This window comes from Propionivibrio sp., from assembly GCF_041441355.1.
Taxonomy (GTDB): Bacteria; Pseudomonadota; Gammaproteobacteria; order Burkholderiales; family Rhodocyclaceae; genus Propionivibrio.
This window is the reverse complement of record NZ_JASDTF010000043.1, coordinates 77,669-102,212: the sequence shown is the minus strand read 5'-3', so window position 1 is coordinate 102,212 and position 24,544 is coordinate 77,669. Positions and strand designations below refer to the sequence as shown.

The following is a 24,544-nucleotide window of genomic DNA, read 5'->3' as shown; positions in this document are numbered from 1 at the left end:
GGGTTCCGCGGCCCCTGCCGTTGCGCGAGCGACGATGCGCAATACCTACCGCCGCCGGTCCGGCAAGGCCGCCGATGAGGCGCTCGCGACGGAATTACAAACTTTTACATGCTTGCCGCAGGCTGCTTACACAATCGGACTACACTGCGCTGGCGATCTGATCGCAACACTCTCTCGGAACCACCCTCTAGGATGTTGATCATGGCCACCAAGAAAAAAACGAAGGGCAAGAAACCCGCCCCGAAGTAAAGCAGCAAGAAGGCCCCAGCCTTCCCGCAGCACCAAAAAAGCAGGCCTCGGTCTGCTTTTTTGCGCTTGAGCGCCGCAACCGCGCCTTGCGGATCACGCCCCTCTAACGCCACCTGAAACCCGGTTTCTCCGCCCGCCCCTCCCTCATGTCGCGCCGCCCCTTCACGCCCCGGGATTTCCTGCGCTTCCTGCTCGGCCCGGCGATCTTCGCCATGCTGGCGATGATCCTGATCCAAGAAGCCTGCAGCGCCGCAACGACCTGGCTGGTGATCAGCATCGCGCGCGAAATCGGCGAGAACACGCTGGTTCCGCTCAATTTCGCCTGGATCGTCCTCGCCCAAACCCTCGCCTACCTGGCCGGCGCGGTCAGCTGGATCTTCGCCGAGCGCGCCGGTTTCGGCGCCTACGCCCGCTACATGCTGCACTTCGCGCGCAGCAACCGACACCAGACCGAACTGCTCGGCGACGCCGAGGCGCGCGAAGCCACCGAACCCTTTTTGACCAGCGAGACCTTCCACGTCGGCTTCGAGCTGATCTTCACCCTGCAATTTCACCTGCGCCTGTTCTTCCAGCTGCTGTTCAACGCCCTGGTGCTCGGCCTTGAGATCGACGCCGGCCTGCCGGCCGCTTTCGCCGTCGCCTTCGTCGTCCTCGCCGCGCTGCAGTGGTCGCTCCGCAAACCCCTGGCCGCGGCCTACCTCGCCAACCAGAAGATGACCAACCGCATGACGGCGCGCACCTACAACGCCTGGGACAACATCTTCAGCGGCAACCGCTACAACTTCACCCTCTGGCACCGCGACTTCAAGCAGCGCCTGCAGGCCGCCCTGGTCGCCCAGGTCCGCGCCATCCTGATGCGCGAAGGCTGGAGCGCCGTGAGCGGACTGATCGCGCTCGGGCTGGTGCTCGGCACGACCGCCTGGATCGCCTTCGACAGTGCCGGCAACACCGCCCTGCTCATCGCCCTGGCGGCGACGCTGCCGCGCCAGATCGAGATGACGCTCGACATGCACCAGCTCACGGCCGGCGTCACCGACCTCGTCGCCCTCTGGACGCGCATCCAAGGCATCTGCAGCCATCACCGTCCAACACCCGACGCCGGCTTCGTCGCCCGCGTCGATTTCGGCCGGCTCGAACTGCGCGAACCGGCAAGCCACCCGCCTTGCACCGACCTCGATGACGCCGTCGCACGCATCTTGTCTGCCCCGACGGGGCTCGTTTCCGTGCGCGGCTGCAACGGCAGCGGCAAGTCCACCCTGCTGGCCGCGCTCAAGGCCCGACTCCAGGGCCGGGCTTACTACTGGCCGACCCTGGATCGCCTGGCCTTCGCCTTCAACGGGCCGGCCGGCGAGGTCGCCCCGGAGGACACGGAGGACGCCCCGCCCGACGAGCCCGAAGCCCTCTCCGCAGCCGAGGAAGCGGCCCAGAAAACCGGCTATTCTTCGGGCGAACGGCAACTGCAGGTGTTGCGCGAAATCGTGGCCAACACCGACAGTCCGCTCTACCTGCTCGACGAATGGGACGCCAACCTCGACGCGCCGAACCGCGCTGCGGCGCTCGCCCTCGTCGAAACACTGGCGCGCCGCGCGCGCGTCGTTGAAATCTCGCACCGCGACCGTCGCTGACTCGACGCCCGGAGAAGCTGCCATGCTCGACGCCGGTTTCCGCAGCACACGCCAAGGGCTCGCGGCCCTTCTGCTGGCCCTGGGCATGGCATGGCCCGGAGTGCACGCGCAAGAGTTGCCGGACATTCAGGTCCGGGTCGACAAACGGGAAGGGGTGTTCATCGTCGAGGCCTACGGGCGCCTGCCGGTCAGCGTCGCCACCGCCTGGTCGGTTCTCACCGATTTCGAACGCATGCCCGAGATCATGAACAACCTCGCCGAGAGCCGCATCGTCGCGCGCGCCGGCAACACGCTGACGGTCTTGCAACGCGGCACCGCGCACTATGGTCCGTTCAGCTACGACTTCGAATCGGTGCGCGAAATCACGCTCGATGCGCCGCGGCGCATCGACTCGCGCCAAGTGTCCGGACGCGCGCGAAGCTTTTCCAGCGTCGCCCGCCTCAAGCCCGACGGCGACACCACCGAACTGCGCTACCACGCCGAGATCGAGCCCGACGGACGCCTGGCCCAACTGGTCGGGCGCCCCTTCGTGCGCGACGAGATCGACGAACAACTGACGCTGATGGCGCGCGAGATGCTCCGCCGCGAAGGGAAGGCGCGCCCGACGGACGGGCCACCGGCCCGCGCAAAGACCGAGAGATAACGTCAGGAACCGAGGGGCTGGAAGGACGGCGGGACGCGCCCTCCAGCGCCGCTGGAAGGCCGTTTGGGCGCGCTTTCAGCCGGCCGCTCAGGCCACCCCGGCGCCGCAGGTGGCGCGACGCAGGCGATCGGCGACCGCAGCCCAGCGAAGGTCGGATGGGATCGCCTCGACGACGATCAGTTCGTTGCCGGCCTGATCGAGTTCGCGCAAGGCGGCATAAACGCCGTGCGCATAACCGTCGGGGTCGGCCGGCAAGCAGCGCAAGGCGTGCGGCGGCACGGCCTGGCCGGCGTGCTCGCTGTAGGCCAGCAGGCCGAAACTGCGCCCTTCGGCGACCAGGCCGGCGAGCGCGGCATCGAGTTCGGCGGTCGTCACCACGCGCATCGGGGTGAGCGGCGCGTAATGCGCGTCGAGCGCGCCCGACACGCGCGGCGCCTGCCCGGGCGTCTGCGGCGCTTCCGGGCGGACGCCGATCACGGCTTCGATCTGCTCCGGCGTGATGCGCCCGGGACGCAAGAGGCGCGGCGGCGCGTCTGCCCCGCGCGAGAGGTCGACGATGGTCGATTCGATGCCCACCGCGCAGCGTCCGCCGTCGAGCACCAGCGCGACCGCAGCGCCCAACTCCTCGCGCACGTGCGCCGCGTCGGTCGGGCTGATGCGTCCGAAACGGTTGGCCGACGGCGCGGCGACGCCGCACAGTCCGCCCTGCCCCCCGCCCGCCTGGGCGTAGGCCCGCAGCAGGTCGAGCGCCACCGGATGCGCCGGTACGCGCACGCCGACGGTGTCCTGTCCGCCGGTCACCGCCAGCGGCACTCCGGGCGCTTTCTTGAGGATCAGGGTCAGCGGCCCGGGCCAGAAGGCTTCGGCCAATTCCCACGCCGCCGCCGGCACGTCGACGGCCCACTGTTCGAGGAATGCGGCGCCAGGCAGATGCACGATGAGCGGATGGTCGGCCGGGCGGCCCTTGGCGGCAAAAATTTTCGCCACCGCGTCGGGGTTGGCGGCATCGGCGCCAAGACCGTAGACGGTCTCGGTCGGGAAGGCCACGAGTTCGCCGGCCTGTAACAGGCGCACGGCGTCGGCAAAGGAATCGCTCATCGTCGGGTCGATCAAAATAAAACGGCCGGCCCCGTGGCCGGCCTGCAGACCGTACTATCGCCCAAGACTACGACATCGGCAAGCCGACGCCAGCAGGTGCCTCGGGCAGCCTGCGCCCGATTAGGGCAGGTCGGTCAGTTTCTTGGCCAGCACCTTCTCGGTCTGGCTGGCGCGGAAGGCCGACAGCTTCTTGGCCGTTTCGGCGTCATTGAGGGCCAGCATGGCAACCGCAAACAGCGCCGAGTTGACCGCGCCGGCCTCACCGATGGCGAAGGTGGCGACCGGGATGCCGCCGGGCATCTGCACCATGGCCAGCAGCGAGTCGAAACCACCCAAGTGCTTGGACGGCATCGGCACGGCGAGCACCGGCAATTCGGTCTTGGCGGCCATCACCCCGGCCAGGTGAGCGGCCGCGCCGGCGGCGCCGATCAGCACCTTGAGGCCGCGCGCCTGCGCCGTCGCGGCGTAGTCGAGGGCCTGGTCCGGAGTGCGGTGGGCCGAAAGGACGTTGGCCTCGTAGGCGATGCCGAATGATTTAAGCGTTTCAGCGCACTTGCGCATGATCGGCCAGTCGCTGTCCGATCCCATGAGAATCCCGACCAGGGGTTGTTGCGTGGACATTGCGTGTCTCCTTAAGCGTTGAGGGCGCGCTCGGCGCTTTCCAGGGTATTGGCCAACAACATGGTGATCGTCATCGGCCCGACGCCGCCCGGCACGGGAGTGATGAACGCAGCCACGTCCTTGACCGAGGCGAAATCGACGTCCCCGCACAGTTTTCCGGCGTCGGGGCCGTCCTGAAGACGGTTGATGCCGACGTCGATGACCACCGCGCCGGGCTTGACCATGTCGCCGGTGATCATCCGCGGCCGACCGACCGCGGCGACCAGGATGTCGGCACGGCGGCAATGCTCGGCGAGGTCGCGGGTCTGCGAGTGGCAGATGGTCACCGTCGCGCCGGCGTGCAGCAGCAGCATGGCCATCGGCTTGCCGACGATGTTCGAGCGCCCGACGACCACGGCTTCCTTGCCCTTGAGGGTGATCCCGGCGTCCTCGAAAAACTTCATCACCCCGTAGGGCGTGCAGGGAATGAAGCAGGGCTGGCCCTGCATCAGCGCGCCGACGTTCTCGGCGCGGAAACCGTCGACGTCCTTCTCGGCGGCGATCGCGTCGAGCACGGCGTCGGCGTCGAACTGGCGCGGCAAGGGCAGCTGCACGAGGATGCCGTGGATGGCCGGATCAGCGTTGAGTTCGGCGATCTTGGCCAGCACCACCTGCGGTTCGACATCAGGCGCGAAGGTACACTTCACGGAATGGAAGCCGGCCTGCTCGCAGGCATTGACCTTGTTGCGCACGTACACCTGCGAAGCCGGGTCTTCGCCGACCAGGATGACGGCGAGGCCGGGGCGCACGCCCTGAGCCGCAAGTTCTTCCGCACGCTGTTTGAATCCGGCGCGCAGCTTCTGGCCGAGCGCGTTTCCGTCGAGTAGTTGAGCCGTCATGAGCATCCCGCAAAGACTTGAAGAACGCCGGGCGCGCCGAGGGCCGAAGCAAACCTCCGGCAACGTGACGGACCCGACTGAAAGGGCCGTTATTCTACCGCAACTCCGGCAACCGCCTGCGCGGCGGCCTGGCGACCGGCAGCAAAGGCGCGCCGGTTGAGTTCGACAAGCGCCGGCTTGCGCGCCGCGAAGCGCTGCAGCAGGCAGCGCTCGAGCACGTCCGCGGAAAAGGGCAAGTGGTCGGCGATCGCGCCGAGCATCACCGAATTGCCCAGGCGCAGGTCACCGATCTCGCGCGCCAGCGCCGAGGCGTCGAAGGCGACCACCCGCCGCCCCGCGGCCTGAACGGCACCGATCGGATCGTCGGGATACTCGAACAGCCCCAGCTCGACCACCGGCGGCACCAGACGCCCGAGGTTGATGAGGGCCAGTCCGTCGGGGCGCAACATGTGCTGCCAGCGCAGGCCTTCGGCGGCCTCGAAACCGAGCAGCAGGTCGGCGCAGCCGGGCGAGATCTGCGGCGAGAGCACGCGCGGGCCGAAGCGCAGGTGCGAGGAAACCACGCCGCCGCGCTGCGACATCCCGGCAACCTCCGTCTTCTTGACGTCGTGCCCTTCCGCGAGCGCCGCCTCGGCGAGGATTTCGGCCGCCGTCATCACCCCCTGCCCTCCGGTGCCGACGACGAGAATGTTGGTGACTTCCGCCATGATCTTCGTTCCTTTTCGCTGGGCTGCGGTCGTGGCGCTCAAGCGCCACTCGTCTCGGACACCGCGCAGGCCGGTGCGCTCGCGTCGCCCGGCCGCGCCACGGGCACGATGGCATCGGGCGCGCACGGGGTCAGGCACAGGCCGCAGCCGGTGCAGCCCTGGCCGTCGATGCGCACGAAAGCGCGCGCGACCGCCTTGCCGCTGGCCTTCACCACCGTATCGCGCCGCGTCACGTGAATTGCCGGGCAGCCTAAGTCGACGCAGTTGCCGCAGCCGGTGCATTTGTCCTCGTCGACCCGGAAAGGCGTCCGGGCGCGATAGTGCTCGACCAGCACGCAGGGCTGGTTGGTGATGATCACCGACGGCCCGGGCTGCTTGCTTTCCTGGCGCAGCACCTTGAACAGGGTCGGCAAGACATACGGATCGACCACATGCACGCGTTCCTCGTCCACGCCAAGCGCCTTGACCAAGGCCGCAAAATCGACGCGCGGCGCCTCGCGCCCACGGATGTCGCGCCCCGTTCCCGGATTACCCTGGCCGCCCGTCATGCCCACCGCGCGGTTGTCGAGAATCAGCACGGTGACGTTGCCGCGGTTGTACACCATGTCGAGCAGCCCCTGCATGCCCATGTGCAGGAAGGTCGAATCGCCGATCACGGCCACGATCTTGCGGTCCGCCTCGCCTTCGCCGCGCCCTTTGTCCAGCCCCAGCGCAACACCCATCGAGGCGCCCATCGAGATGCAGGTGTCGAGCGCATTCCACGGCGGACCGAAGCCCAGCGTGTAACAACCGATGTCGCCGGCGATCGTGGTGTTGCGCATCTGCGCCAGGGCGTAATACACGCCGAGGTGCGGGCAGGCGGCGCACAAGGTCGGCGGGCGGGGAAAGACGGGCTGTGGCAGCACTTCGGGCGGCGTGTACGGCTCGCCGATCAGACGCGCCACCGCCGGCTTGAGCACCTGCGGCGCCAGTTCGCCGCTGCGCGGCAGGATGTCTTTGCCATGCACCGCCAGTCCCAGGGCGCGCACCTCGGTCTCGACCAAGGGCTCGACCTCTTCGACCACCACGACCTGCGCGCAACGGGCGACGAAGTCGCGGACCTTGCGCCGCGGCAACGGATGCGAGAAACCCAGTTTGAGCACCGGCGCACTCGGGAAAGCTTCGCGCACATGCATGTACGCCGGGCCGGAAACGATGAAACCGACCCGACGGTCGCCGCCGTCCTCGGCCTGATTAAGCGGCGAAGCCTCGGCTGCAGCGCGCAATTTGTCCTCGCGCTCGTACATCTGCGGCAGCCGCCGGCCGGCGTTGCCCGGCACCATCACCCAGCGTGCCGTGTCCTTGACAAACCCTTGGGCCGCATGGCCCTGCCGTTCACCGACATGGACCAGAGACTTGACGTGGCAGATGCGCGTCGTCAGGCGCAGGATGACCGGCACCGCAAAACGTTCGGACAGTGCGAACGCCGCCAGGGTATAGGCATAGGCCTCCTGCGAATCGGCCGGTTCGAGCACCGGCACATGCGCGAAGCGCCCCCAGTGGCGGGAGTCCTGTTCGTTCTGCGAAGAGGAGAGGCCAACGTCGTCGGCGATGGCGATCACCAGGCCACCGACGACGCCGGTCAGCGTCATCGTCATCAACGCGTCGGAGGCGACGTTCATCCCCACGTGCTTCATCGCGCAGAAGGCCCGCGCACCGGCCATCGCCGCCCCGAGCGCGACCTCGAGGGAAACTTTCTCGTTGACCGACCACTCCGTATAGAGGTCCGGGTAGGTGGCCAGGGTTTCCAGCATCTCGGTCGCCGGCGTCCCCGGGTAGGCGGCCGCGACGCGAACGCCAGCCTCCCACACCGCGCGCGCCACCGCATCATTGCCCGACATCAGTTGCCGGCTGCCGGCCGGTGCCGGAAAGACTGCCGCCATCCGCCCCTCCTATCTGATATGAGGAAACCACGTCAACAGCAATGCACATCGCATATGATTCTAACGCAACGAAGCGCCGCTCAGAACCCCATTTTGCACGGTCCAGGACGGCCTGATCGCGCGCTGCACTGAAGCGAACTGAACTTATTTACAATTGCACGATCCAAAACGCTGTTTTACAATGCGAAAAATCGTGCCAATTGAGCATTTTCCGGCACGTCCTAATCCGCGTCGTATTATCCTTGTCGTTTCAAGCCGTTGCACTGCAACGGCAGGCCCACTACACCTCCTTGGAGATGAATCATGGCAGCACAACCGGACCTCCCTTTGAACGCCGCCGGCAACGACGCCGACCCGCAAGAAACCCGTGAGTGGCAGGATGCCCTCGCCGGTGTCATCGACAAGGAGGGCGCCGAACGCGCGCACTTCCTGATCGGACAAATGATCCAACAGGCGCGCGAGGAAGGTGTGGACATTCCGTACAGCGCCACCACCGAATACGTTAACAGCATCCCGGTCGACCGCCAGCCGCCCTACCCCGGCAACGCCGACATCGAGATCCGCATCCGCAACTACCTGCGCTGGAACGCCATGGCCATGGTCGTTCGCGCCAACAAGGACACCAACGTCGGCGGCCACATCGCCTCCTACGCTTCGTCCGCCGCACTCTACGACGTCGGTTTCAACTGGTTCTGGCGCGGCCAGGACCACGAAGGCGGCGGCGACCTGGTCTTCTTCCAGGGCCACTCGATCCCCGGCGTCTACGCGCGCGCCCACCTGATGGGCCGCCTGACCGACGAGCAGATCATCAATTTCCGTCGCGAGGCTGACGGCAAGGGCATCTCGTCCTACCCGCACCCCTGGCTGATGCCCGATTTCTGGCGCTTCCCGACCGTCTCGATGGGCCTTGGCCCGATCCAGGCGATCTACCAGGCGCGCTTCATGAAGTACATGGAAAGCCGCGGCTTCATCCCGGCCAACGACCGCAAGGTCTGGGCCTTCCTCGGCGACGGCGAGACTGATGAAGTCGAAAGCCTGGGCGCCATCGGCATGGCCTCGCGCGAGAAGCTCGACAACCTGATCTTCGTCATCAACTGCAACCTGCAGCGCCTCGACGGCCCGGTGCGCGGCAACGGCAAGATCATCCAGGAACTCGAAAGCACCTTCCGCGGCGCCGGCTGGAACGTCATCAAGCTGCTCTGGGGCCGCCACTGGGATGTGCTCTTCGAGCGCGACACCAAGGGCCTCCTGAAGAAGCGGATGATGGAACTCGTCGACGGCGAGTACCAGCGCTTCAAGCGCCAGAACGGCGCCTACGTGCGTGAGCACTTCTTCAACACGCCCGAACTCAAGGAACTCGTCGCCGACTACACCGACGCCGACCTGTGGCAGCTCAACCGTGGCGGCCACGACATCTTCAAGATCTACAGCGCCTTCAAGGCCGCGACCGAGCACAAGGGCCAGCCGACGCTGATCCTGGCCAAGACGATCAAGGGCTACGGCATGGGCGAAGCCGGCGAGGGCATGAACATCTCGCACCAGCAGAAGAAGCTCGACCGCGACGCGCTGATCCACTTCCGCAACCGCTTCAACATCCCGGTCGCCGACGAGGACATCGAGAAGCTGCCCTTCCTCAAGTTCGCCGAGGATTCGCCCGAGTACAAGTACATGCACGAGCGCCGGCAGGCCCTCGGCGGTTACCTGACGCGCCGTCGCACCGAGGCCGCGGCACTCGAAGTCCCGCCGCTCGCCGCCTTCGAGCCGCTGCTCAAGGCCTCGGGCGCCGGACGCGAAGTGTCGACCACCATGTCCATCGTCCGCCTGCTCAACATCCTGCTCAAGGACAAGAAGCTCGGCCAGCGCGTGGTGCCCATCGTTCCCGACGAGTCGCGCACCTTCGGCATGGAAGGCCTCTTCCGCCAAGTCGGCATCTGGAGCCAGGAAGGCCAGAAGTACGTGCCGGAAGACCACGACCAGCTGATGTTCTACAAGGAGTCGAAGACCGGCCAGGTCCTCCAGGAAGGCATCAACGAAGCCGGCGCGATGAGCGACTGGATCGCCGCCGCCACGGCCTACTCGGTGCATAACGAGCAGATGATCCCGTTCTACATCTGCTACTCGATGTTCGGCCTGCAGCGCACCATGGACCTCTACTGGGCCGCCGCCGACCAGCGCGCACGCGGCTTCATGATCGGCGCCACCGCCGGCCGCACCACGCTCAACGGCGAAGGTCTGCAGCACGAGGACGGCCATTCGCTGATCCTCTCCGGGCTGATCCCGAGCTGCGTCAGCTACGACCCGACCTTCGCCTACGAAATCGCGGTGGTCATGCAGGACGGCATGCGCCGGATGTTCCAGGAGCAGGAAGACGTCTTCTACTACATCACGGTGATGAACGAGAACTACGAGCATCCCGCGATGCCCGAAGGCGCCGAACAGGACATCATCAAGGGCATGTACAGCTTCAGCAAGGCCGCGGCCAGCAAGGCGCCGCGCGTGCAGCTGCTGGGCTCGGGAACGATCTTCCGCGAAGCCATCGCCGCCGCTGAGCTGCTCAAGAAGGACTGGGGCGTCGAGGCCGACCTGTGGGGCTGCCCGAGCTTCAACGAGCTGGCGCGCGACGGCGTCGACGCCGAGCGCTGGAATCTGCTGCACCCGACCGAGGACGCACGTCTCTCGCACGTCGAGAAGTGCCTGGACGGCACCAGCGGCCCGATCATCGCTGCGACCGACTACGTCCGCCTGTACGCCGAGCAGATTCGCCCCTTCATCAAGCGCCGCTACGTCACGCTGGGCACCGACGGCTTCGGCCGCTCCGACACCCGCGAAGCGCTGCGCAACTTCTTCGAGGTCGACCGCCGCTGGATCGCCGTCGCTGCGCTCAAGGCGCTGGCCGACGAAGGCACGATCGAGCGCAGCAAGGTGGCCGAAGCGATCGCCAAGTACGGCATCGACATCAACAAGCCCAACCCGCTGACGGTCTAAGGAGAATTTTGCAATGAGCCAACTGATCGAAGTCAAGGTGCCGGACATCGGCGACTACGCCGACATCCCGGTGATCGAACTGTGCGTCGCCGTCGGCGACACGGTGAAGGTCGACGACGCCCTCGTCACCCTCGAGTCCGACAAGGCGACGATGGACGTGCCTTCCTCGACCGCCGGCGTGGTCAAGGAAATCAAGGTCAAGGTCGGCGACCGTGTCTCGCAAGGCGCGGTGGTCGTGCTGGTCGAAGCCGCAGCCACGGCAGCGGCCGCAGCGCCGGCCCCCGCCCCGGTGGCAGCGGCCCCGCAGGCCGCTCCGGCGCCTGCTGCAACGCCCGCCCCGGCGGCCGCAGCGCCCGCCGCCAAGCCCGCCGCAGCACCGGTCGCACCGGCCGCTGCGGTGGCCCCGACCCTGCCGCTCGGCAGCAGCACGCACGCCAGCCCGTCGGTGCGCGCCTTCGCCCGCGAGCTGGGCGTCGACCTCGCCAAGGTCGCGGCCAGCGGCCCCAAGGGCCGCATCCTCAAGGAGGACATCGCCGCCTACGTGAAGAACGCGCTGCAAGCCGCTCCGGCCGCGGCCGCCGTCGGCGCCAGCCTCGGCGGCGGGCTTGATCTGCTGCCCTGGCCGAAGGTCGATTTCGCCAAGTTCGGCGAAATCGAAACCCAGCCGCTGTCGCGCATCAAGAAGATCTCCGGCCAGAACCTCGCCCGCAACTGGGTGATGATCCCGGCCGTGACCTACCACGAAGACGCCGACATCACCGAGCTGGAAGCCTTCCGCGTGGCGATGAACAAGGAAAACGAGAAGTCGGGCGCCAAGATCACGATGCTCGCCTTCATCATCAAGGCCTGCCAGCTGGCGCTCAAGAAATTCCCCGAGTTCAACAGCTCGCTCGACGGTGAGAACCTGATCCTCAAGAAGTACTTCCACATCGGTTTCGCCGCCGATACGCCCAACGGTCTGGTCGTTCCAGTGATCAAGAACGTCGATCAGAAGTCGGTCAGCCAACTCGCCGTCGAATGCGGCGAACTGGCCAAGAAGGCGCGCGACGGCAAGCTCGGCCCAGCCGACATGAGCGGCGCCTGCTTCACCATCTCCAGCGTCGGCGGTATCGGCGGAACGAGCTTCTCGCCGATCGTGAATGCGCCGGAAGTCGCCATCCTCGGCGTTTCCAAGTCGACGATGAAGCCGGTCTGGAACGGCAAGGAATTCGAGCCGCGCCTGATCCTGCCGCTCTCGCTCTCGGCCGACCACCGCGTCATCGACGGCGCGCTGGCCACCCGCTTCAACGTGTACATCGCCCAGCTGCTCGCCGACATGCGGCGCGCGCTGGTCTGAGCGGGAGAAACGCATGAGCCAGATCATCGAAGTCAAAGTGCCGGACATCGGCAACTTCAAGGACGTCCCGATCATCGACGTGCTGGTCAAGGTCGGCGACACGGTCAAGGCCGAAGACGCCCTGCTCACCCTCGAGTCGGACAAGGCCACGATCGACATCCCGAGCCCGGCCGACGGCGTGATCGCCGAACTGACGGTCAAGGTCGGCGACAAGGTCTCCGAAGGCAGCCTCGTTGCGCGCATTACCAGCGGTGCGGCTGAGAACAACGCTGGAACGCCCGCTGCAAGCGCTGCGCAGCCGGCCCCGGCGCCCGTCCAGACGGCCCCTGCGGCCGCGCCCGCACCGGCCGCCCCGGTCAGCGCGCCGGCTGCGGCCGGCAGCTACAGCGGTGCGGTCGACGTCGAATGCGACCTGCTGGTCCTCGGCGCGGGCCCCGGCGGTTACTCGGCCGCCTTCCGCAGCGCCGACCTCGGGCTCAAGACCGTGATCGTCGAACGTTATTCGACGCTCGGCGGCGTCTGCCTCAACGTCGGCTGCATCCCGTCCAAGGCGCTGCTGCACGTCACCGCAGTGCTCGACGAAGCCTCGCACATGGCCGACTGCGGCGTGTCCTTCGCCGCACCGCAGATCGACGTCGACAAGCTGCGCGCCCATAAGGCCAAGGTTGTTTCCAAACTGACCACCGGCCTCGCCGGCATGGCCAAGATGCGCAAGGTCGACATCGTGCGCGGCTACGGCAGCTTCCTCGACGCCAGCCACGTCGAAGTCGAGACCACCGAAGGCAAGGCGCAGGACAAGACCGGCGGCAAGAAGGTCATCCGCTTCAAGAAGTGCATCGTCGCCGCGGGTTCTGCGGCCGTGCGCCTGCCTTTCCTGCCGAACGATGAGCGCATCGTCGATTCGACCGGCGCGCTTGAACTGCGCTTCGTTCCGAAGAAGATGCTGGTCATCGGCGGCGGCATCATCGGCCTCGAAATGGCGACCGTCTATTCGTCGCTCGGCGCCCGCGTCGACGTCGTCGAAATGCTCGACGCGGTGATGCAGGGCCCGGACCGCGACGCGGTCAAGGTGTGGGAAAAGCAGAACGCCCACCGTTTCGACAAGATCATGCTCAAGACCAAGACGGTCGGCGTCGAAGCCAAGGACGACGGGCTCTACGTCCGCTTCGAAGGCGAAGCCGCCCCGGCCGAAGCCGTGCGCTACGACATGATCCTGCAATCGGCCGGCCGCACACCCAACGGCAAGAAGATCGCCGCCGAGAAGGCCGGCATCGCCGTCAGCGACCGCGGTTTCATCGCCGTCGATGCGCAGATGCGCACCAGCGCGCCGAACATCTTCGCCATCGGCGACGTCGTCGGCAACCCGATGCTGGCGCACAAGGCCGTGCATGAAGCGCACGTCGCCGCCGAAGTCGCTGCCGGCGAACTGCAAGGCAATGCCGAGCTCGCGCGTGCTGCCTTCGATGCACAGGTCATCCCCGGCGTCGCCTACACCCACCCGGAAGTCGCCTGGGTCGGCCTCACCGAAGACCAGGCCAAGAAGGACGGACGCAAGGTCGAAACCGCCAAGTTCCCCTGGGCGGCTTCGGGACGCGCCATCGCCAACGGTGCCGAATACGGCTTCACCAAGCTCGTCTTCGACGCCGAAACGCACCGCGTCATCGGCGGCGCCATCGTCGGCCCCTCGGCCGGCGACATGATCGGCGAAGTCGCGCTGGCCATCGAGATGGGCTGCGACGCGGTGGATATCGGCAAGACCATCCACCCGCACCCGACCCTCGGCGAATCGATCGGCATGACCGCCGAAATCGCCCACGGCAGCTGTACCGACGTCCCGCCGGCGAAAAAGAAGTAAGCCCCGGCCCCCGGGAGGTTCGCACGCGCCGCGTGCCCGAACCTCCCGGCGCCCCTGACCTCCGCCGTTCGCCGCCGAGGAAAAGTTCGGCGCAGCACCGGAAGGTTCTCCGACCTCCGCGCAAGCGGTACGAAACGAGCGTCGCCCGCCCCGGGCGAAACGCTCGCTTCGACGCACCCGAAAACCACCCAAAAGGCATATTTCGACCTTTTGGATTAATTGAAATTACATTTCAAAACAAAACCTACCTCTGTCACAGACCGTCACGAAACTGCTGCACACGCGCACAGACGAAGCCGGTGTAAACCCGTAAGATTCAATCGTTGCTTCAGCGCCCTCCGCTGACAATGCATGACCCTCCCTGGCCCGTCCGCAACGGATGGGATTTGACACCGCGCCCCTCGGCGCGGTTTTTTTTGCGCGCTTCGGCGCCGCGCATTTCGCCCCCGTCCTACCGGTGCGATCGAACGACGCCCAGGCGCGAAATCGCGCGGCAAGGCAAGTCAGTCGTCGTATCGCCGCCACACTTTTAGCGCCGCATGAAGTCAGCACCTGCTTCGCTGGCTCGCCTTGCCCCACCAAGGCGCTACGATGGGATACCGACCCATAGCGCCACGGTCCTTTCGGCTAAAAAGCGACATGAACTCTCCGCCGTCCCGCCATTCGCTCAAGACGCGGATCACGCTCGCCACCTTGGGCGTTTTCCTGGCGAGCCTCTGGACGCTGTCGCTGTTTTCGACCCGCGGCTTGCAGCGCGACATCGAAAAGCTGGTCAGCGCCGACCAGTTGGTGACCGCCGGGCTGATTGCCGAGCAGCTTGACCACGAACTCAAGGAACGCCTGCAAAGCCTGCAAGCGCTGGCCGGAGCGCTTACGCCGCAGCTTGGGGAGCCCGAGCAATTGCAGCGTTTCCTCGACCAAAGACCCGATCTGCTGACCATCTTCGACAGTCGCATTTTCATCACCGACCGCGCCGGCGACACCCTCGCCACCCTGCCCTACAATCCCCAACACATCGGCATCAACTTCGCTGACCGCGACTACATGGCCGGTGTTCTCCAACGCGGCCAGCCGACGATCGGGAAACCGCTGCTCGGGCGCACGGCCAAGGTGCCGGTGGTGGTCATGGCCGTCCCCATCCTCGATGCCGAGGGCAAAACCGCTGGCGTGCTCGCCGGCTCGATGAACCTTGAGGGGCCGACTTTCTTCGAACAGATGGCGCAGCGCCACAACGGCCGCCGCGGCACGCTGACCCTGATCGACCGGCAAAACCGACTGATCGTGCTTGCAACCGAGCCCGGCAAGGCGATGAGCGCCTTGAGTCTCGACGGTCCGCAAGCCGCCCTGAGCCGCTTCCTCGAGGGCGAAGAAGGCACGACCATCCTGCGCGACTCGCAGGAAGGCGACCGCCTGATCGCCGCCCGCCGCGTGCCAACCGCCGACTGGCTGGTGCTGGCCGCGCAACCCACACGCAAGGCCTTCGCCCCGATCCGCGAATTGCAGCGCCGGATGCTCCTGTACACGCTGTTGCTGACCCTGGTGGCCGGCGGCCTCACCTGGTGGCTCCTGCGCCGCCATCTCGCCCCGCTGGCCGTCACCGCCCAGCGTCTCGACGAGCTCAGCCGGCAGGAGAACGCACCGCCGCCGCTGCCGGTGGACCGTGAGGACGAGGTCGGCCAACTCATCGTCGGCTTTAACCGCCTGCTCGAAACCTTGCGTCGACGCGAGATCGCGCTCAAGCGCAGCGAAGCCCATTTCCGCCTGTTGACCGAGAGCGCCTCCGACGTCGTCTGGCGGCTCGATCGCGACTTCCTTTTCACCTACATCAGCCCGGCCGACGAGAAGCTGCGCGGCATCCCGGCCGCAAGCGTCCTCGGCCAACCGTTCTGGGTGCTGGCGCCGGAGGACGAACGCCCGCTCATCCTGCACGCCTTCGCCACCCTGGCCAGCCACGCGCCCGGCAACGACGCCGCAACCACCTTCGCCTGCCGCCAGTCCTGCCGCAACGAGACGCAGCTGTGGACCGAAGTCAAAGCCAGCGTCGAGTTCGCCGCCGACGGAACGATCGCCGGCTACCACGGGATCAGCCGCAACATCACCGAACGTCGGCGGATGGAGGAGCAGATCCGGCAACTCGCCTTCCACGACACGTTGACCGGCTTGCCCAACCGCCGCCTGCTGATGGACCGCCTGCAGCAGACGATCGCCGCCTGCCGCCGCAACGGCAGCCATGCCGCGCTGCTGTTCATCGACCTCGACAACTTCAAGCCGCTCAACGACCGCTACGGCCACAATGCCGGCGACCTGCTGCTGATCGAAGTCGCCTCGCGCCTGCGCAACGGCCTGCGCGAACTCGACAGCGTGGCGCGTTTCGGCGGCGACGAATTCGTGGTCCTGATCGGCGAACTCGGCAGCGAACGCGCCACCTCGCTCTCCCAGGTCGAACTCATCGCCGACAAGATCCGCGCCAGCCTGGCGGAGCCTTACGTGCTCACCATCGTCCACGAGAACGCACCCAGCCAGCGCATCGAACATCAATGCACGGCCAGCATCGGCATCACCCTCTTCGACGAAACCCGCGACAACCCCGACGACCTCCTCAAATGGGCAGACCGGGCGATGTATACCGCCAAGGAGAGCGGTCGCAACCGGCTGGCCTTCGCCAACCAGTAGTCGCCCTTCGGACAGCGCCGAAAAAAGATGGCGCAAGCATTGCCCCCGCCGCCCTGATCCCTGATAATCAGACGGTTCGGTGCTTGCCACCAGCCCCTTTTTCCGCGCCATGATCAACGATCGCCTCTACGTCCTGCGCAGCCGCTGGGAAAATTACGTTCACGAGGGGTCGTTCGAGCACTTCATCGAATTCACGGTCGCGGTCAACAGCCTCGCCGAACACTTCAACCGCGTGCGTCTGCCGGGCCTCGTGCGCATCTGCGAAGGCCTGGAAAACGCAGCCCTCGCCCGCCTCGGAACGCCGGTCACCCACCCCATCGCGGCGCATGAAATCGCCGTTCTCCAGCGTCAGGTCGACGGCCTGCTGGGGGCGGTTGCCAGCTCCCGTCTCGTCGCGCCCGAGAGGCGCGCGGAAGAGCAGTCGACGACCCTCACTGAAAGCGACTGGATCAAGCCCCGTTCGGTCTGGCTGGTGGTGGCGCGCGAAGTGCGCGACCTCGGCTATGCCCTGCGCACCCAACTCGATTTTTTCGGCTTCCAGACGCAAGAACTGATCTGGGGCGGCCAGCTGCCGGCCGGCGACATCCCGCTCGCCGTGCTCTTCCTGCCGCCTCCGGGCACCCCCAATCCCCGCACCCACAGCGCCATCGCTGCGATCCGCGAACGCTGCCCGGCAAGCCAACTCATTTTCCTCGGCGCCCGCCCCGACATCGCCACCATCGTCGCCCTGATGCGCGCCGGGATCGATCTCACGATCCCGCAGGAGGAAGGCTCGTCGATGGTCCTCAACTGCGTCCTCGACCTCGTCCAGAACTACGAGCCCGAGAAGTACAAGGTGCTCGTCGTCGAGGACTCGCGCGTCGCAGTCGCGTTGATCCAGCGCACCCTGGCCGAGAACGGCATCGACAGCCGCGCCATCCGTGACCCCGGCATGTTGCTCGAAGAACTCGAGTCCTACCGCCCCGACCTCGTGCTGATGGACATGTACATGCCGCGCTTCACCGGCGTCGAGGCCACCCGGGTGCTGCGCCAGATGGCGGCTTACCACGCCCTGCCCATCGTCTATCTTTCCGGCGAATCCGACGTCGGCATGCAGGTCGAGGCCCTGCGTCTGGGCGGCGACCAGTTCCTGATCAAACCCTTCAACCCGGTGCTGCTCGCGGCGGTGGTCAAGACCAAGATCGAACGCTTCCGGGAAACCCAGCGCTCGACCAAGCTCGACGGCCTGACCGGGCTCTTCAACCACATGGCGGCGAAATCGCGTCTCAAGGTCATGGCCAGCCGGCTCACGCCCGGTTCGCAGTTGACCGTGGCGATGCTCGACATCGACCACTTCAAGTCAATCAACGACACTTATGGCCACCCGGTCGGCGATCAGGTCATCCGCGGCCTGGCCTGGCTGCTCAAGGGCCGCCTACGTGCCGCCGACCTGATCGGCCGCTACGGCGGCGAAGAATTCCTGCTCGCCCTGCCCGACGTCAGCGCCGCCCAGGCCTACGCGCTCATCGACCGCATCCGGCAAGACTTTGCCAAGCTGCCGCACCCGAACCAGAACGGGGCGCTCTACGCGACCTTCAGCGCCGGCGTGGCGGCCTATCCGCTCTACGACACGCCACAGGAACTGACCGAGGCCGCCGACAATGCGCTGCTCAGCGCCAAGCGCAGCGGCCGCAACCGGGTCGAGATGGCCGACGCCGAAAGCTGCCGCGCGCAGTTTTAAGGCTGCGCCGTCATGACGTCGTAGGGCGGTTTTAGAGGAACAGCACGCAACCCCAGACCGCGACAACGTTGGCCAGAGCGACGAAGACCGCAGCGCTGCCGACGTCCTTGGCGCGCTTGGCAAGCGGGTGACGTTCGAGCGAAACGCGGTCGACCACCGCCTCGATCGCCGAATTGAGCAGCTCGACGATCAGCACCAGCAGAACGCTGCCCACCATCAATGCCCGTCCGACGCCGCTGGCCGGCAGGAAAAAGGCCAGCGGGATGAGCAGCGCCGCCAGGCGCACCTCTTGGCGGAAGGCGTCTTCGCATTTGTACGCGGCGGCGAAGCCATCGAGCGTGTAATGGAAGGCGTTCCACAGCCTCCTGAGGCCGGTTTTGCCCTTGAACGGACTTTCTTCGTGCTGCACGCTCGCCTCCTTGGCGCAGGAATGGGATGGGGGAATCACGGGACGCTGGACGGACGCGCCAGTATAACGGCTTTGGGCTTAGCCCAAGCTTAAGCCCGGCCCGCTTTTGCTAGAATGTTGGCTTTCTCACCGCCGCAAGGATTCAAACGTCATGACCCAGGACGAACTCAAGAAAGCCGTCGCGCATGCCGCGCTCGATTACGTGGTCGAAGGCAAGATCGTCGGCGTCGGCACCGGCTCGACGGCGCGCCTGTTCATCGACGCGCTGGCCGGCATGAAGGACCGCATCGTCGGTGCCGTCGCCAGCTCCGAAGACACCCGCCAGCGCCTCGAAGGCCACGGCATCAAGGTTTTCGATCTCAACGAGGTGGATGACCTGCCGGTCTACATCGATGGCGCCGACGAGATCAGCGGCGAAATGCACATGATCAAGGGCGGCGGCGGCGCGCTCACGCGCGAGAAGATCGTCGCTGCGGTCGCGCAGAAATTCGTCTGCATCGTCGATTCGAGCAAGCTCGTTCCGGTACTCGGCCGCTTCCCGCTGCCGGTCGAGGTCATCCCCATGGCTCGCGCCTACGTCGCGCGCGAACTGACCCGTCTGGGCGGCTCGCCGCGCCTGCGCGAAGGTTTCGTCACCGACAACGGCAACCTCATCCTCGACGTGCATGGTCTGGAACTCGTCGACCCGGTGGCCTTTGAACAGGGTCTCAACCAGATCGTCGGCGTGGTCACCAACGGCCTCTTCGCCGCCCGCCCGGCCGACGTCTGCCTGATCGGCACGCCGGAAGGCGTACGCACGCTGAACGCCGACTGATTCCATGGCCGCAAGTGCCTGCGCGACGCCAAGACGAACCGAAGCCCGAGCCTCTGGCCCGGCAAGACGAGTTCGGCAACGTCGCAAAGGACGGGGTCAGGGAATGACACAAATCCGTAACCGGGACGCGCTATGCTGAGTTCCACCACGTTTAACCGCCCCGGACTGACGGAGTCACGCCGCATGAACGACCACACCTCGAAGAACTTCGACCTCGAACTTGAGAGCCTGCGCACCCGCGTGCTTGAAATGGGCGGGCTCGCCGAACAGCAGGTCCGCCAGGCCGTCGCCGGCCTCTACGACGGCAACAAGGACTTGCTTGAAACGGTGATCCGCACCGACGAGCGCATCAACCGCATGGAAGTCGAGATCGACGCGCTGTGCAATCAGATCATCGCCAAGCGTCAGCCGACGGCGATCGACCTGCGCATGATCGTCTCGGTGCTCAAGGCGATCGCCGACATCGAGCGCATCGGCGACAAGGCGCGCAAGATCGCCCGCCTGGCGCTGGAGATGCATGGCCAGGGCCACGGCGCGCCGAACGTCGAGCTGCGGCACATGGCCGACACCGCCTTGAACATGCTGCGCCTTGCGCTCGACGCTTTTGCCCGGCTTGACGTCAGGCTCGTCGGCGACGCCCTGCGCCTCGACGCCTCGGTCAACGGTGACTACCGCGGCGTGGCCCGGCAACTCGTCACCTACATGATGGAAGACCCGCGCACGATCACCCGTTCGCTCGACATCATGTCCATCGCCAAGGCGATCGAGCGCATCGGCGATCACGCCAGCAACATCGCCCACCACGTGGTGTACATGGTCAAGGGCGACAACGTGCGGCACGCCACGGCCGACGAGATCGCCGAACGCATCGCCAAGCCCTGAACCGGCCCGATGCGCACGAAAAAGGCTCCCGCGGGAGCCTTTTTCTTTATCGCCGATCCGGCGCCTCCGGAGGCGCACTCAAGCGGACCGCCCGGCGGGATGCCGCAATGCCGAGCGAACGCGGCGCCAGATCAGGCGCGCGGCGGAACGTAGCCTTGCACCTGGTCGGCGCCCTCGCCGAAGAAGTGCTTTTCGATCTGCTCGGCCAGGTACTTGCGGTGCGAGGCATCGGCCAGGTTGAGCCGGTTCTCGTTGATGATCATCGTCTGCAGGCGCACCCACTGCTGCCAGGCTTCCTTCGAAACCTGCTCGAAGATGCGCTTGCCGAGCTCGCCCGGGTAGGGCGGAAAATCGAGCGCTTCGGCTTCGCGACCGAGTTTGATGCAATTGACCATTCTTGCCATGTTAACTCCAGACAAATCGCCGTCTTAGCGAGGCGTGACGGTTGATAAAAATCCGCCGCTTCAGAGCGGCTTGGCGTAGACCTTGGACCGGCGCTGCAGGTTGTAGACGAGGCGCTTTTCCTCCGGCAGATTGTCGACGGTCTGCTCGGAGAACCCGCGCTCCTTGAACCAGTGCGAGGTCACCGTGGTGAGGACGAACAGGCGCCGGATGCCGATCGCCCGGGCGCGGGCCTCGATGCGCTTCATCAGCTTCTCGCCGTAGCCCCAGCGCCGGTAGTTTGGATGCACAGCCAGGCAGGCGAGTTCCGCCTGATCCTCGCCGTAGGGATAAAGCGCCGCGCAGCCGACGATGAGGCCGTCGTGCACGACCACCGAGAAGCGGGTGATCTCGCGTTCGAGCAGTTCGCGCGAACGACGCACCAGCGTGCCGTCTTCCTCGAGCGGCTCGATCAGCGCGACCAGGCCGCTGATGTCGTCCGGGCGCGCGTCGCGCAGCGTTTCCAGCGACTCGCGGGTGATGATGGTGCCCACCCCATCACGGGTGAACAGTTCGCGCAGCAGCGTGCCGTCTTCGTTGTAACCGATCAGGTGCACCCGCCCGACGCCCGAACGGCTGGCGCGCACCGCGCAGGGCAGGTAGCGCTTCAAGTCGGGCGAAAGCCAATCGCCGATGGTGTTGATACGCTCGGCGGCATCGGTCGTCATCTCGTCGAGCAGGGTGCCGTCGATGTCGGTCACCCCGACGCTGTCGGTGAGAAAAACGAGTTTCTCGGCACCGATGGCAATCGCCGCCGCTTCGGCGACCTCTTCCATCGCCAGATTGAAGATCTCGCCCGTCGGGCTGGCGCCCAGGCTCGAAAGAATGACGATGTTGCCCATTCCGAGCTGCGCCCGGATGCCCTCCGCGTCGATCTTGCGCACCGCGCCGGCATACTGCATGTCGACCCCGTCGATCACACCAAGCGGCTTGGCGGTGATGAAATTCCCGGCGACGACGCGGATCGTGCTGTTGGCCATCGGCGTGTCGGGCAGACCTTGCGAGAGCAGCGCGTCGATCTCGAGATAGACGCTGCCGACGGCGTCGATCACGCAATCGAGGGTCGCCGCGTCGGTCACCCGGTAGCGCCCGTGGCTGATCGATTCGAGCCCTTTTTCGCGCAGCTCCTCCTCGATCTGCGGCCGCGCCCCATGCACCAGCACCAGGCGCACGCCGAGCGCGACGAGCAGGTTGGCGTCGTAGGCCAACGTTCGGGCCAGGGGCCCGGAAATGGCCTTTCCGCCAAAGGCGACGACGAAGGTCTTGCCGCGAAACAGATTGACGTACGGTGCGACTTCACGGAACAACGAGACGAACTGGGCGGGGCTCAACTCATCGGACATGTCTTACTTTTCCTTGGCCTTGGCTTTCGATTTGAGAGTGTTTTTTTCGGCCGCTTTTTCGGCTGCTTTATCAGCCGATGGCTCGACGCACAGCGCCTTTTCGAGACGTTCGCAAATGGTACGCAGAATCTTCACCCGCGCATAGTTTTTGTCGTTGGCCTCGACCAGCGTCCATGGGGCCGTCGAGGTGCTCGTCCGGTCGACCATGTCGCACACCGCGGCATGGTAGAGCGGCGCTTTCTCTCGGTTGCGCCAGTCCTCCTCGGTGATCTTGAAGCGCTTGAACTCGATCTTCTCCCGCTCCTTGAAACGCTTGAGCTGCTCTTCATCGCTGATCTGCAGCCAGAACTTGACGATGATCGCGCCGTCCTTGTGCAACTCGTGCTCGAAATCGTTGATCTCGGTGTAGGCGCGCAGCCAGTCGGCCTCGCTGCAGTAGCCCTCGACGCGCTCGACCAGCACCCGCCCGTACCAGGTGCGGTCGAAAATCGTCACCCGCCCGACGCGTGGAATGTGCCGCCAGAAGCGCCACAGGTAGGGCTGGGCGCGTTCTTCCTCGGTCGGCGCGGCAACCGGCACGATCTGATAGCGGCGCGCGTCCATCGCCGCGGTGACGCGGCGGATGCTGCCGCCCTTGCCGGCGGCGTCCGAGCCTTCGAACGCCAGGATCAGCGAATGCTTCTTGAACTCCGGGTGTCGCACGAGCTCGGACAAGCGTCCCTGCCAGCGCGCCAGCTCGGCCTCGTAGGCACTCTTCTCGAGCCGGTGGGTGAGGTCGAGCGCGGTCAGCACGTCCAGCCCGTCGGTCTTGGGCGCCATCGGCGGCGCCACCGGAAAGCCCTGGTCGCGGCTGTCTGCCAGGCGTTTCTGCAGGGCATCGAGGACGATCCGCCCGACGGTCAGCGAGCGGTAGCGGTCGTCGGTGCCTTCGACGACGATCCATGGCGCCCAGGAGGTATTGGTCATGCGCAGCACGTGCCCCGCGGCCTCCTGCAATTTGTCGTAGGTTTTCAGCCGCGCCCAGCTCTCCTGGGTCACCCGCCAGGCCGTGCGCGGATCCTTCTCCAACGCTTTGAGGCGCTGCTTCTGCGCGTCCTTCGAGAGGTGGAACCAGAACTTGAGCACCAAGGCGCCTTCGTTGACCAGCATGGCCTCGAAGCGGTTGATCTGGTCCATGCGCTGATCGAGGTCGCCGCGCGACAGCTCGCCGCGGATACGTTCGGCAATCGGATGCGAATACCATGACCCGGCGAAAATGCCGATCCTTCCCTTGGCCGGCAGGGCGCGCCAGAAACGCCACATGTAGGGCCGCTCACGCTCTTCGTCGGACGGGGCTGAAAAGGCCAGCGTCGACAGGTAGCGCGGGTCCAGCCACTCGTAGAGGACATTGATCGTCTCGCTCTTGCCCGAGCCGTCGACGCCACTGATCAGGATCACCACCGGGAAGCGTGCCTGCTCCCGCACCTCGAACTGCGCATCGAGCAAGGCCGCCCGCAACGCCGGAACCTCGGCACGGAAGGTGGTTTTGTCGATGGCATGGCCCAACTCAGCCGATTCGAACATGCTCCGATCTCCTTAGAAATCACCCCACAGGCTTTGCAGGGCGGCCAGCACGGCCAGCCCCGCGGTTTCGGTGCGCAACACCCGCGGGCCGAGGCGGACGCCGCCAAAGCCCGCCTGCGCCGCCCACTCCATTTCCTCCGGTGCGAGACCGCCTTCGGCGCCGATCAGCAGTTCGACCCGCCCGTCCGGCGGTCGCGGCAGATCGCTCAGGGACAACGCGGCCCGCGGATCGAGCATCAGCCGGCAGACGCCCGGGGCGGGCGGCTGCGCCAGCCAGCGCTCGAGCGGAACGATCGCCGCCACCTCGGGCAGGCGATTGCGCCCGGACTGCTCGCAGGCCGCGCCGACGATCCCACGCCAGTGCTCGACGCGCCGTTCGGCGCGCTCGCCCGAAAGGCGCAGCACGCTACGCCGGGAAAGCACCGGCACAATGCCGGCGACGCCCAGCTCGACGGCTTTCTGCACGGTGAAATCCATCTTGTCGCCGGATTGCAGCGCCTGCACCAGCGTCAGCTGAAGCGGCGACTCGCACTCGCGCGCCGAGTGTTCACCAACCTCGACCGTCACGCCACGCCGCGTCACCTCGACAATGCGGCAGGCATACTCGCCGCCACCACCGTCGAACAAGACAACGGCATCACCTGGGCCAAGCCGCAAGGCTCGCGCCGCATGGCGTGCAGCCGATTCGGGCAGGTCGACGCACGCGCCGGAAACGAGCGGCAGCGGGCAGAAGAAGCGGGGGGAAGTCATGCTCATGCTGCTATTATAGGGACATCGCAA

General features: G+C 66.2%; 19 protein-coding genes. 9 read left to right on the top strand and 10 right to left on the bottom strand.

The annotated features are described in order from the left end of the window. Positions 1 to 395 precede the first annotated feature (395 nt). Both QMB55_RS14750 and QMB55_RS14745 read left to right on the top strand, forming a co-directional pair. Positions 396 to 1,874 carry a hypothetical protein gene (locus tag QMB55_RS14750; protein WP_497589496.1) on the top strand — a complete coding sequence of 493 codons (1,479 nt, stop codon included), beginning with the start codon at positions 396 to 398 and terminating at the stop codon, positions 1,872 to 1,874. A 22-nt stretch (positions 1,875 to 1,896) separates the two neighbouring features. Continuing rightward, positions 1,897 to 2,517 carry an SRPBCC family protein gene (locus tag QMB55_RS14745; RefSeq protein WP_497589495.1) on the top strand — a complete coding sequence of 207 codons (621 nt, stop codon included), beginning with the start codon at positions 1,897 to 1,899 and terminating at the stop codon, positions 2,515 to 2,517. An 87-nt stretch (positions 2,518 to 2,604) separates the two neighbouring features. Here QMB55_RS14745 and QMB55_RS14740 read toward each other — a convergent pair whose 3' ends face one another. The 5 genes from QMB55_RS14740 to QMB55_RS14720 all read right to left on the bottom strand — a co-directional run bounded on the left by QMB55_RS14740 (position 2,605) and on the right by QMB55_RS14720 (position 7,743). Continuing rightward, on the bottom strand, positions 2,605 to 3,615 hold the full coding sequence (locus QMB55_RS14740) for an L-threonylcarbamoyladenylate synthase (RefSeq protein WP_497589494.1): 1,011 nt from the start codon (positions 3,613 to 3,615) through the stop codon (positions 2,605 to 2,607). A gap of 120 nt (positions 3,616 to 3,735) precedes the next feature. After that, positions 3,736 to 4,236: a 5-(carboxyamino)imidazole ribonucleotide mutase gene (gene purE, locus QMB55_RS14735; RefSeq protein WP_497589493.1), complete on the bottom strand. Its 501-nt coding sequence runs from the start codon at positions 4,234 to 4,236 to the stop codon at positions 3,736 to 3,738. An 11-nt stretch (positions 4,237 to 4,247) separates the two neighbouring features. Next, entirely contained in the window at positions 4,248 to 5,114 is an 867-nt protein-coding gene (gene folD / locus QMB55_RS14730) for a bifunctional methylenetetrahydrofolate dehydrogenase/methenyltetrahydrofolate cyclohydrolase FolD (RefSeq protein WP_497589492.1), read from the bottom strand. Positions 5,115 to 5,203: 89 nt separating this feature from the next. Next, positions 5,204 to 5,821 carry an indolepyruvate oxidoreductase subunit beta gene (locus QMB55_RS14725; RefSeq protein WP_497589491.1) on the bottom strand — a complete coding sequence of 206 codons (618 nt, stop codon included), beginning with the start codon at positions 5,819 to 5,821 and terminating at the stop codon, positions 5,204 to 5,206. A gap of 38 nt (positions 5,822 to 5,859) precedes the next feature. Next, positions 5,860 to 7,743: a thiamine pyrophosphate-dependent enzyme gene (locus tag QMB55_RS14720; protein WP_497589490.1), complete on the bottom strand. Its 1,884-nt coding sequence runs from the start codon at positions 7,741 to 7,743 to the stop codon at positions 5,860 to 5,862. A 303-nt stretch (positions 7,744 to 8,046) separates the two neighbouring features. Between QMB55_RS14720 and aceE the strand changes: the two genes are divergently transcribed. The 5 genes from aceE to QMB55_RS14695 all read left to right on the top strand — a co-directional run bounded on the left by aceE (position 8,047) and on the right by QMB55_RS14695 (position 18,312). Beyond that, complete coding sequence (gene aceE, locus QMB55_RS14715; protein ID WP_497589489.1) at positions 8,047 to 10,728, top strand: pyruvate dehydrogenase (acetyl-transferring), homodimeric type; 2,682 nt, start codon at positions 8,047 to 8,049, stop codon at positions 10,726 to 10,728. Positions 10,729 to 10,741: 13 nt separating this feature from the next. Further along, positions 10,742 to 12,064, top strand: a complete 1,323-nt coding sequence (aceF, locus tag QMB55_RS14710) for a dihydrolipoyllysine-residue acetyltransferase (protein ID WP_497589488.1) — start codon at positions 10,742 to 10,744, stop codon at positions 12,062 to 12,064. A 13-nt stretch (positions 12,065 to 12,077) separates the two neighbouring features. Next, positions 12,078 to 13,919 (top strand): dihydrolipoyl dehydrogenase, encoded by a 1,842-nt coding sequence (gene lpdA / locus QMB55_RS14705; RefSeq protein WP_497589487.1) that lies wholly within the window; start codon positions 12,078 to 12,080, stop codon positions 13,917 to 13,919. 639 nt (positions 13,920 to 14,558) lie between these two features. Continuing rightward, entirely contained in the window at positions 14,559 to 16,592 is a 2,034-nt protein-coding gene (locus QMB55_RS14700) for a diguanylate cyclase domain-containing protein (RefSeq protein ID WP_497589486.1), read from the top strand. A gap of 79 nt (positions 16,593 to 16,671) precedes the next feature. Beyond that, entirely contained in the window at positions 16,672 to 18,312 is a 1,641-nt protein-coding gene (locus tag QMB55_RS14695) for a diguanylate cyclase domain-containing protein (protein ID WP_497589485.1), read from the top strand. A 31-nt stretch (positions 18,313 to 18,343) separates the two neighbouring features. On the opposite strand, the gene QMB55_RS14690 is transcribed toward QMB55_RS14695, so the two are convergent. Continuing rightward, positions 18,344 to 18,721, bottom strand: coding sequence for a diacylglycerol kinase (locus QMB55_RS14690; protein WP_497589484.1), 378 nt, complete (start codon positions 18,719 to 18,721; stop codon positions 18,344 to 18,346). A 151-nt stretch (positions 18,722 to 18,872) separates the two neighbouring features. Between QMB55_RS14690 and rpiA the strand changes: the two genes are divergently transcribed. Both rpiA and phoU read left to right on the top strand, forming a co-directional pair. Further along, a complete protein-coding gene (gene rpiA / locus QMB55_RS14685) occupies positions 18,873 to 19,535 on the top strand; it encodes a ribose-5-phosphate isomerase RpiA (protein ID WP_497589483.1) in 663 nt (220 codons plus the stop codon). 183 nt (positions 19,536 to 19,718) lie between these two features. After that, positions 19,719 to 20,417 (top strand): phosphate signaling complex protein PhoU, encoded by a 699-nt coding sequence (gene phoU / locus QMB55_RS14680; RefSeq protein ID WP_497589482.1) that lies wholly within the window; start codon positions 19,719 to 19,721, stop codon positions 20,415 to 20,417. 131 nt (positions 20,418 to 20,548) lie between these two features. Here the strand turns inward: phoU and QMB55_RS14675 are convergent, their stop codons facing one another. The 4 genes from QMB55_RS14675 to QMB55_RS14660 are packed head-to-tail and all read right to left on the bottom strand — an operon-like array spanning position 20,549 to position 24,514. Then, positions 20,549 to 20,821, bottom strand: coding sequence for an oxidative damage protection protein (locus QMB55_RS14675; protein WP_497589481.1), 273 nt, complete (start codon positions 20,819 to 20,821; stop codon positions 20,549 to 20,551). A 60-nt stretch (positions 20,822 to 20,881) separates the two neighbouring features. Continuing rightward, positions 20,882 to 22,201, bottom strand: coding sequence for an amino-acid N-acetyltransferase (gene argA, locus QMB55_RS14670; protein ID WP_497589480.1), 1,320 nt, complete (start codon positions 22,199 to 22,201; stop codon positions 20,882 to 20,884). A 3-nt stretch (positions 22,202 to 22,204) separates the two neighbouring features. After that, positions 22,205 to 23,764 (bottom strand): polyphosphate:AMP phosphotransferase, encoded by a 1,560-nt coding sequence (gene pap / locus QMB55_RS14665; RefSeq protein ID WP_497589479.1) that lies wholly within the window; start codon positions 23,762 to 23,764, stop codon positions 22,205 to 22,207. Positions 23,765 to 23,776: 12 nt separating this feature from the next. Continuing rightward, complete coding sequence (locus QMB55_RS14660; protein WP_497589478.1) at positions 23,777 to 24,514, bottom strand: 16S rRNA (uracil(1498)-N(3))-methyltransferase; 738 nt, start codon at positions 24,512 to 24,514, stop codon at positions 23,777 to 23,779. Positions 24,515 to 24,544: the final 30 nt, after the last annotated feature.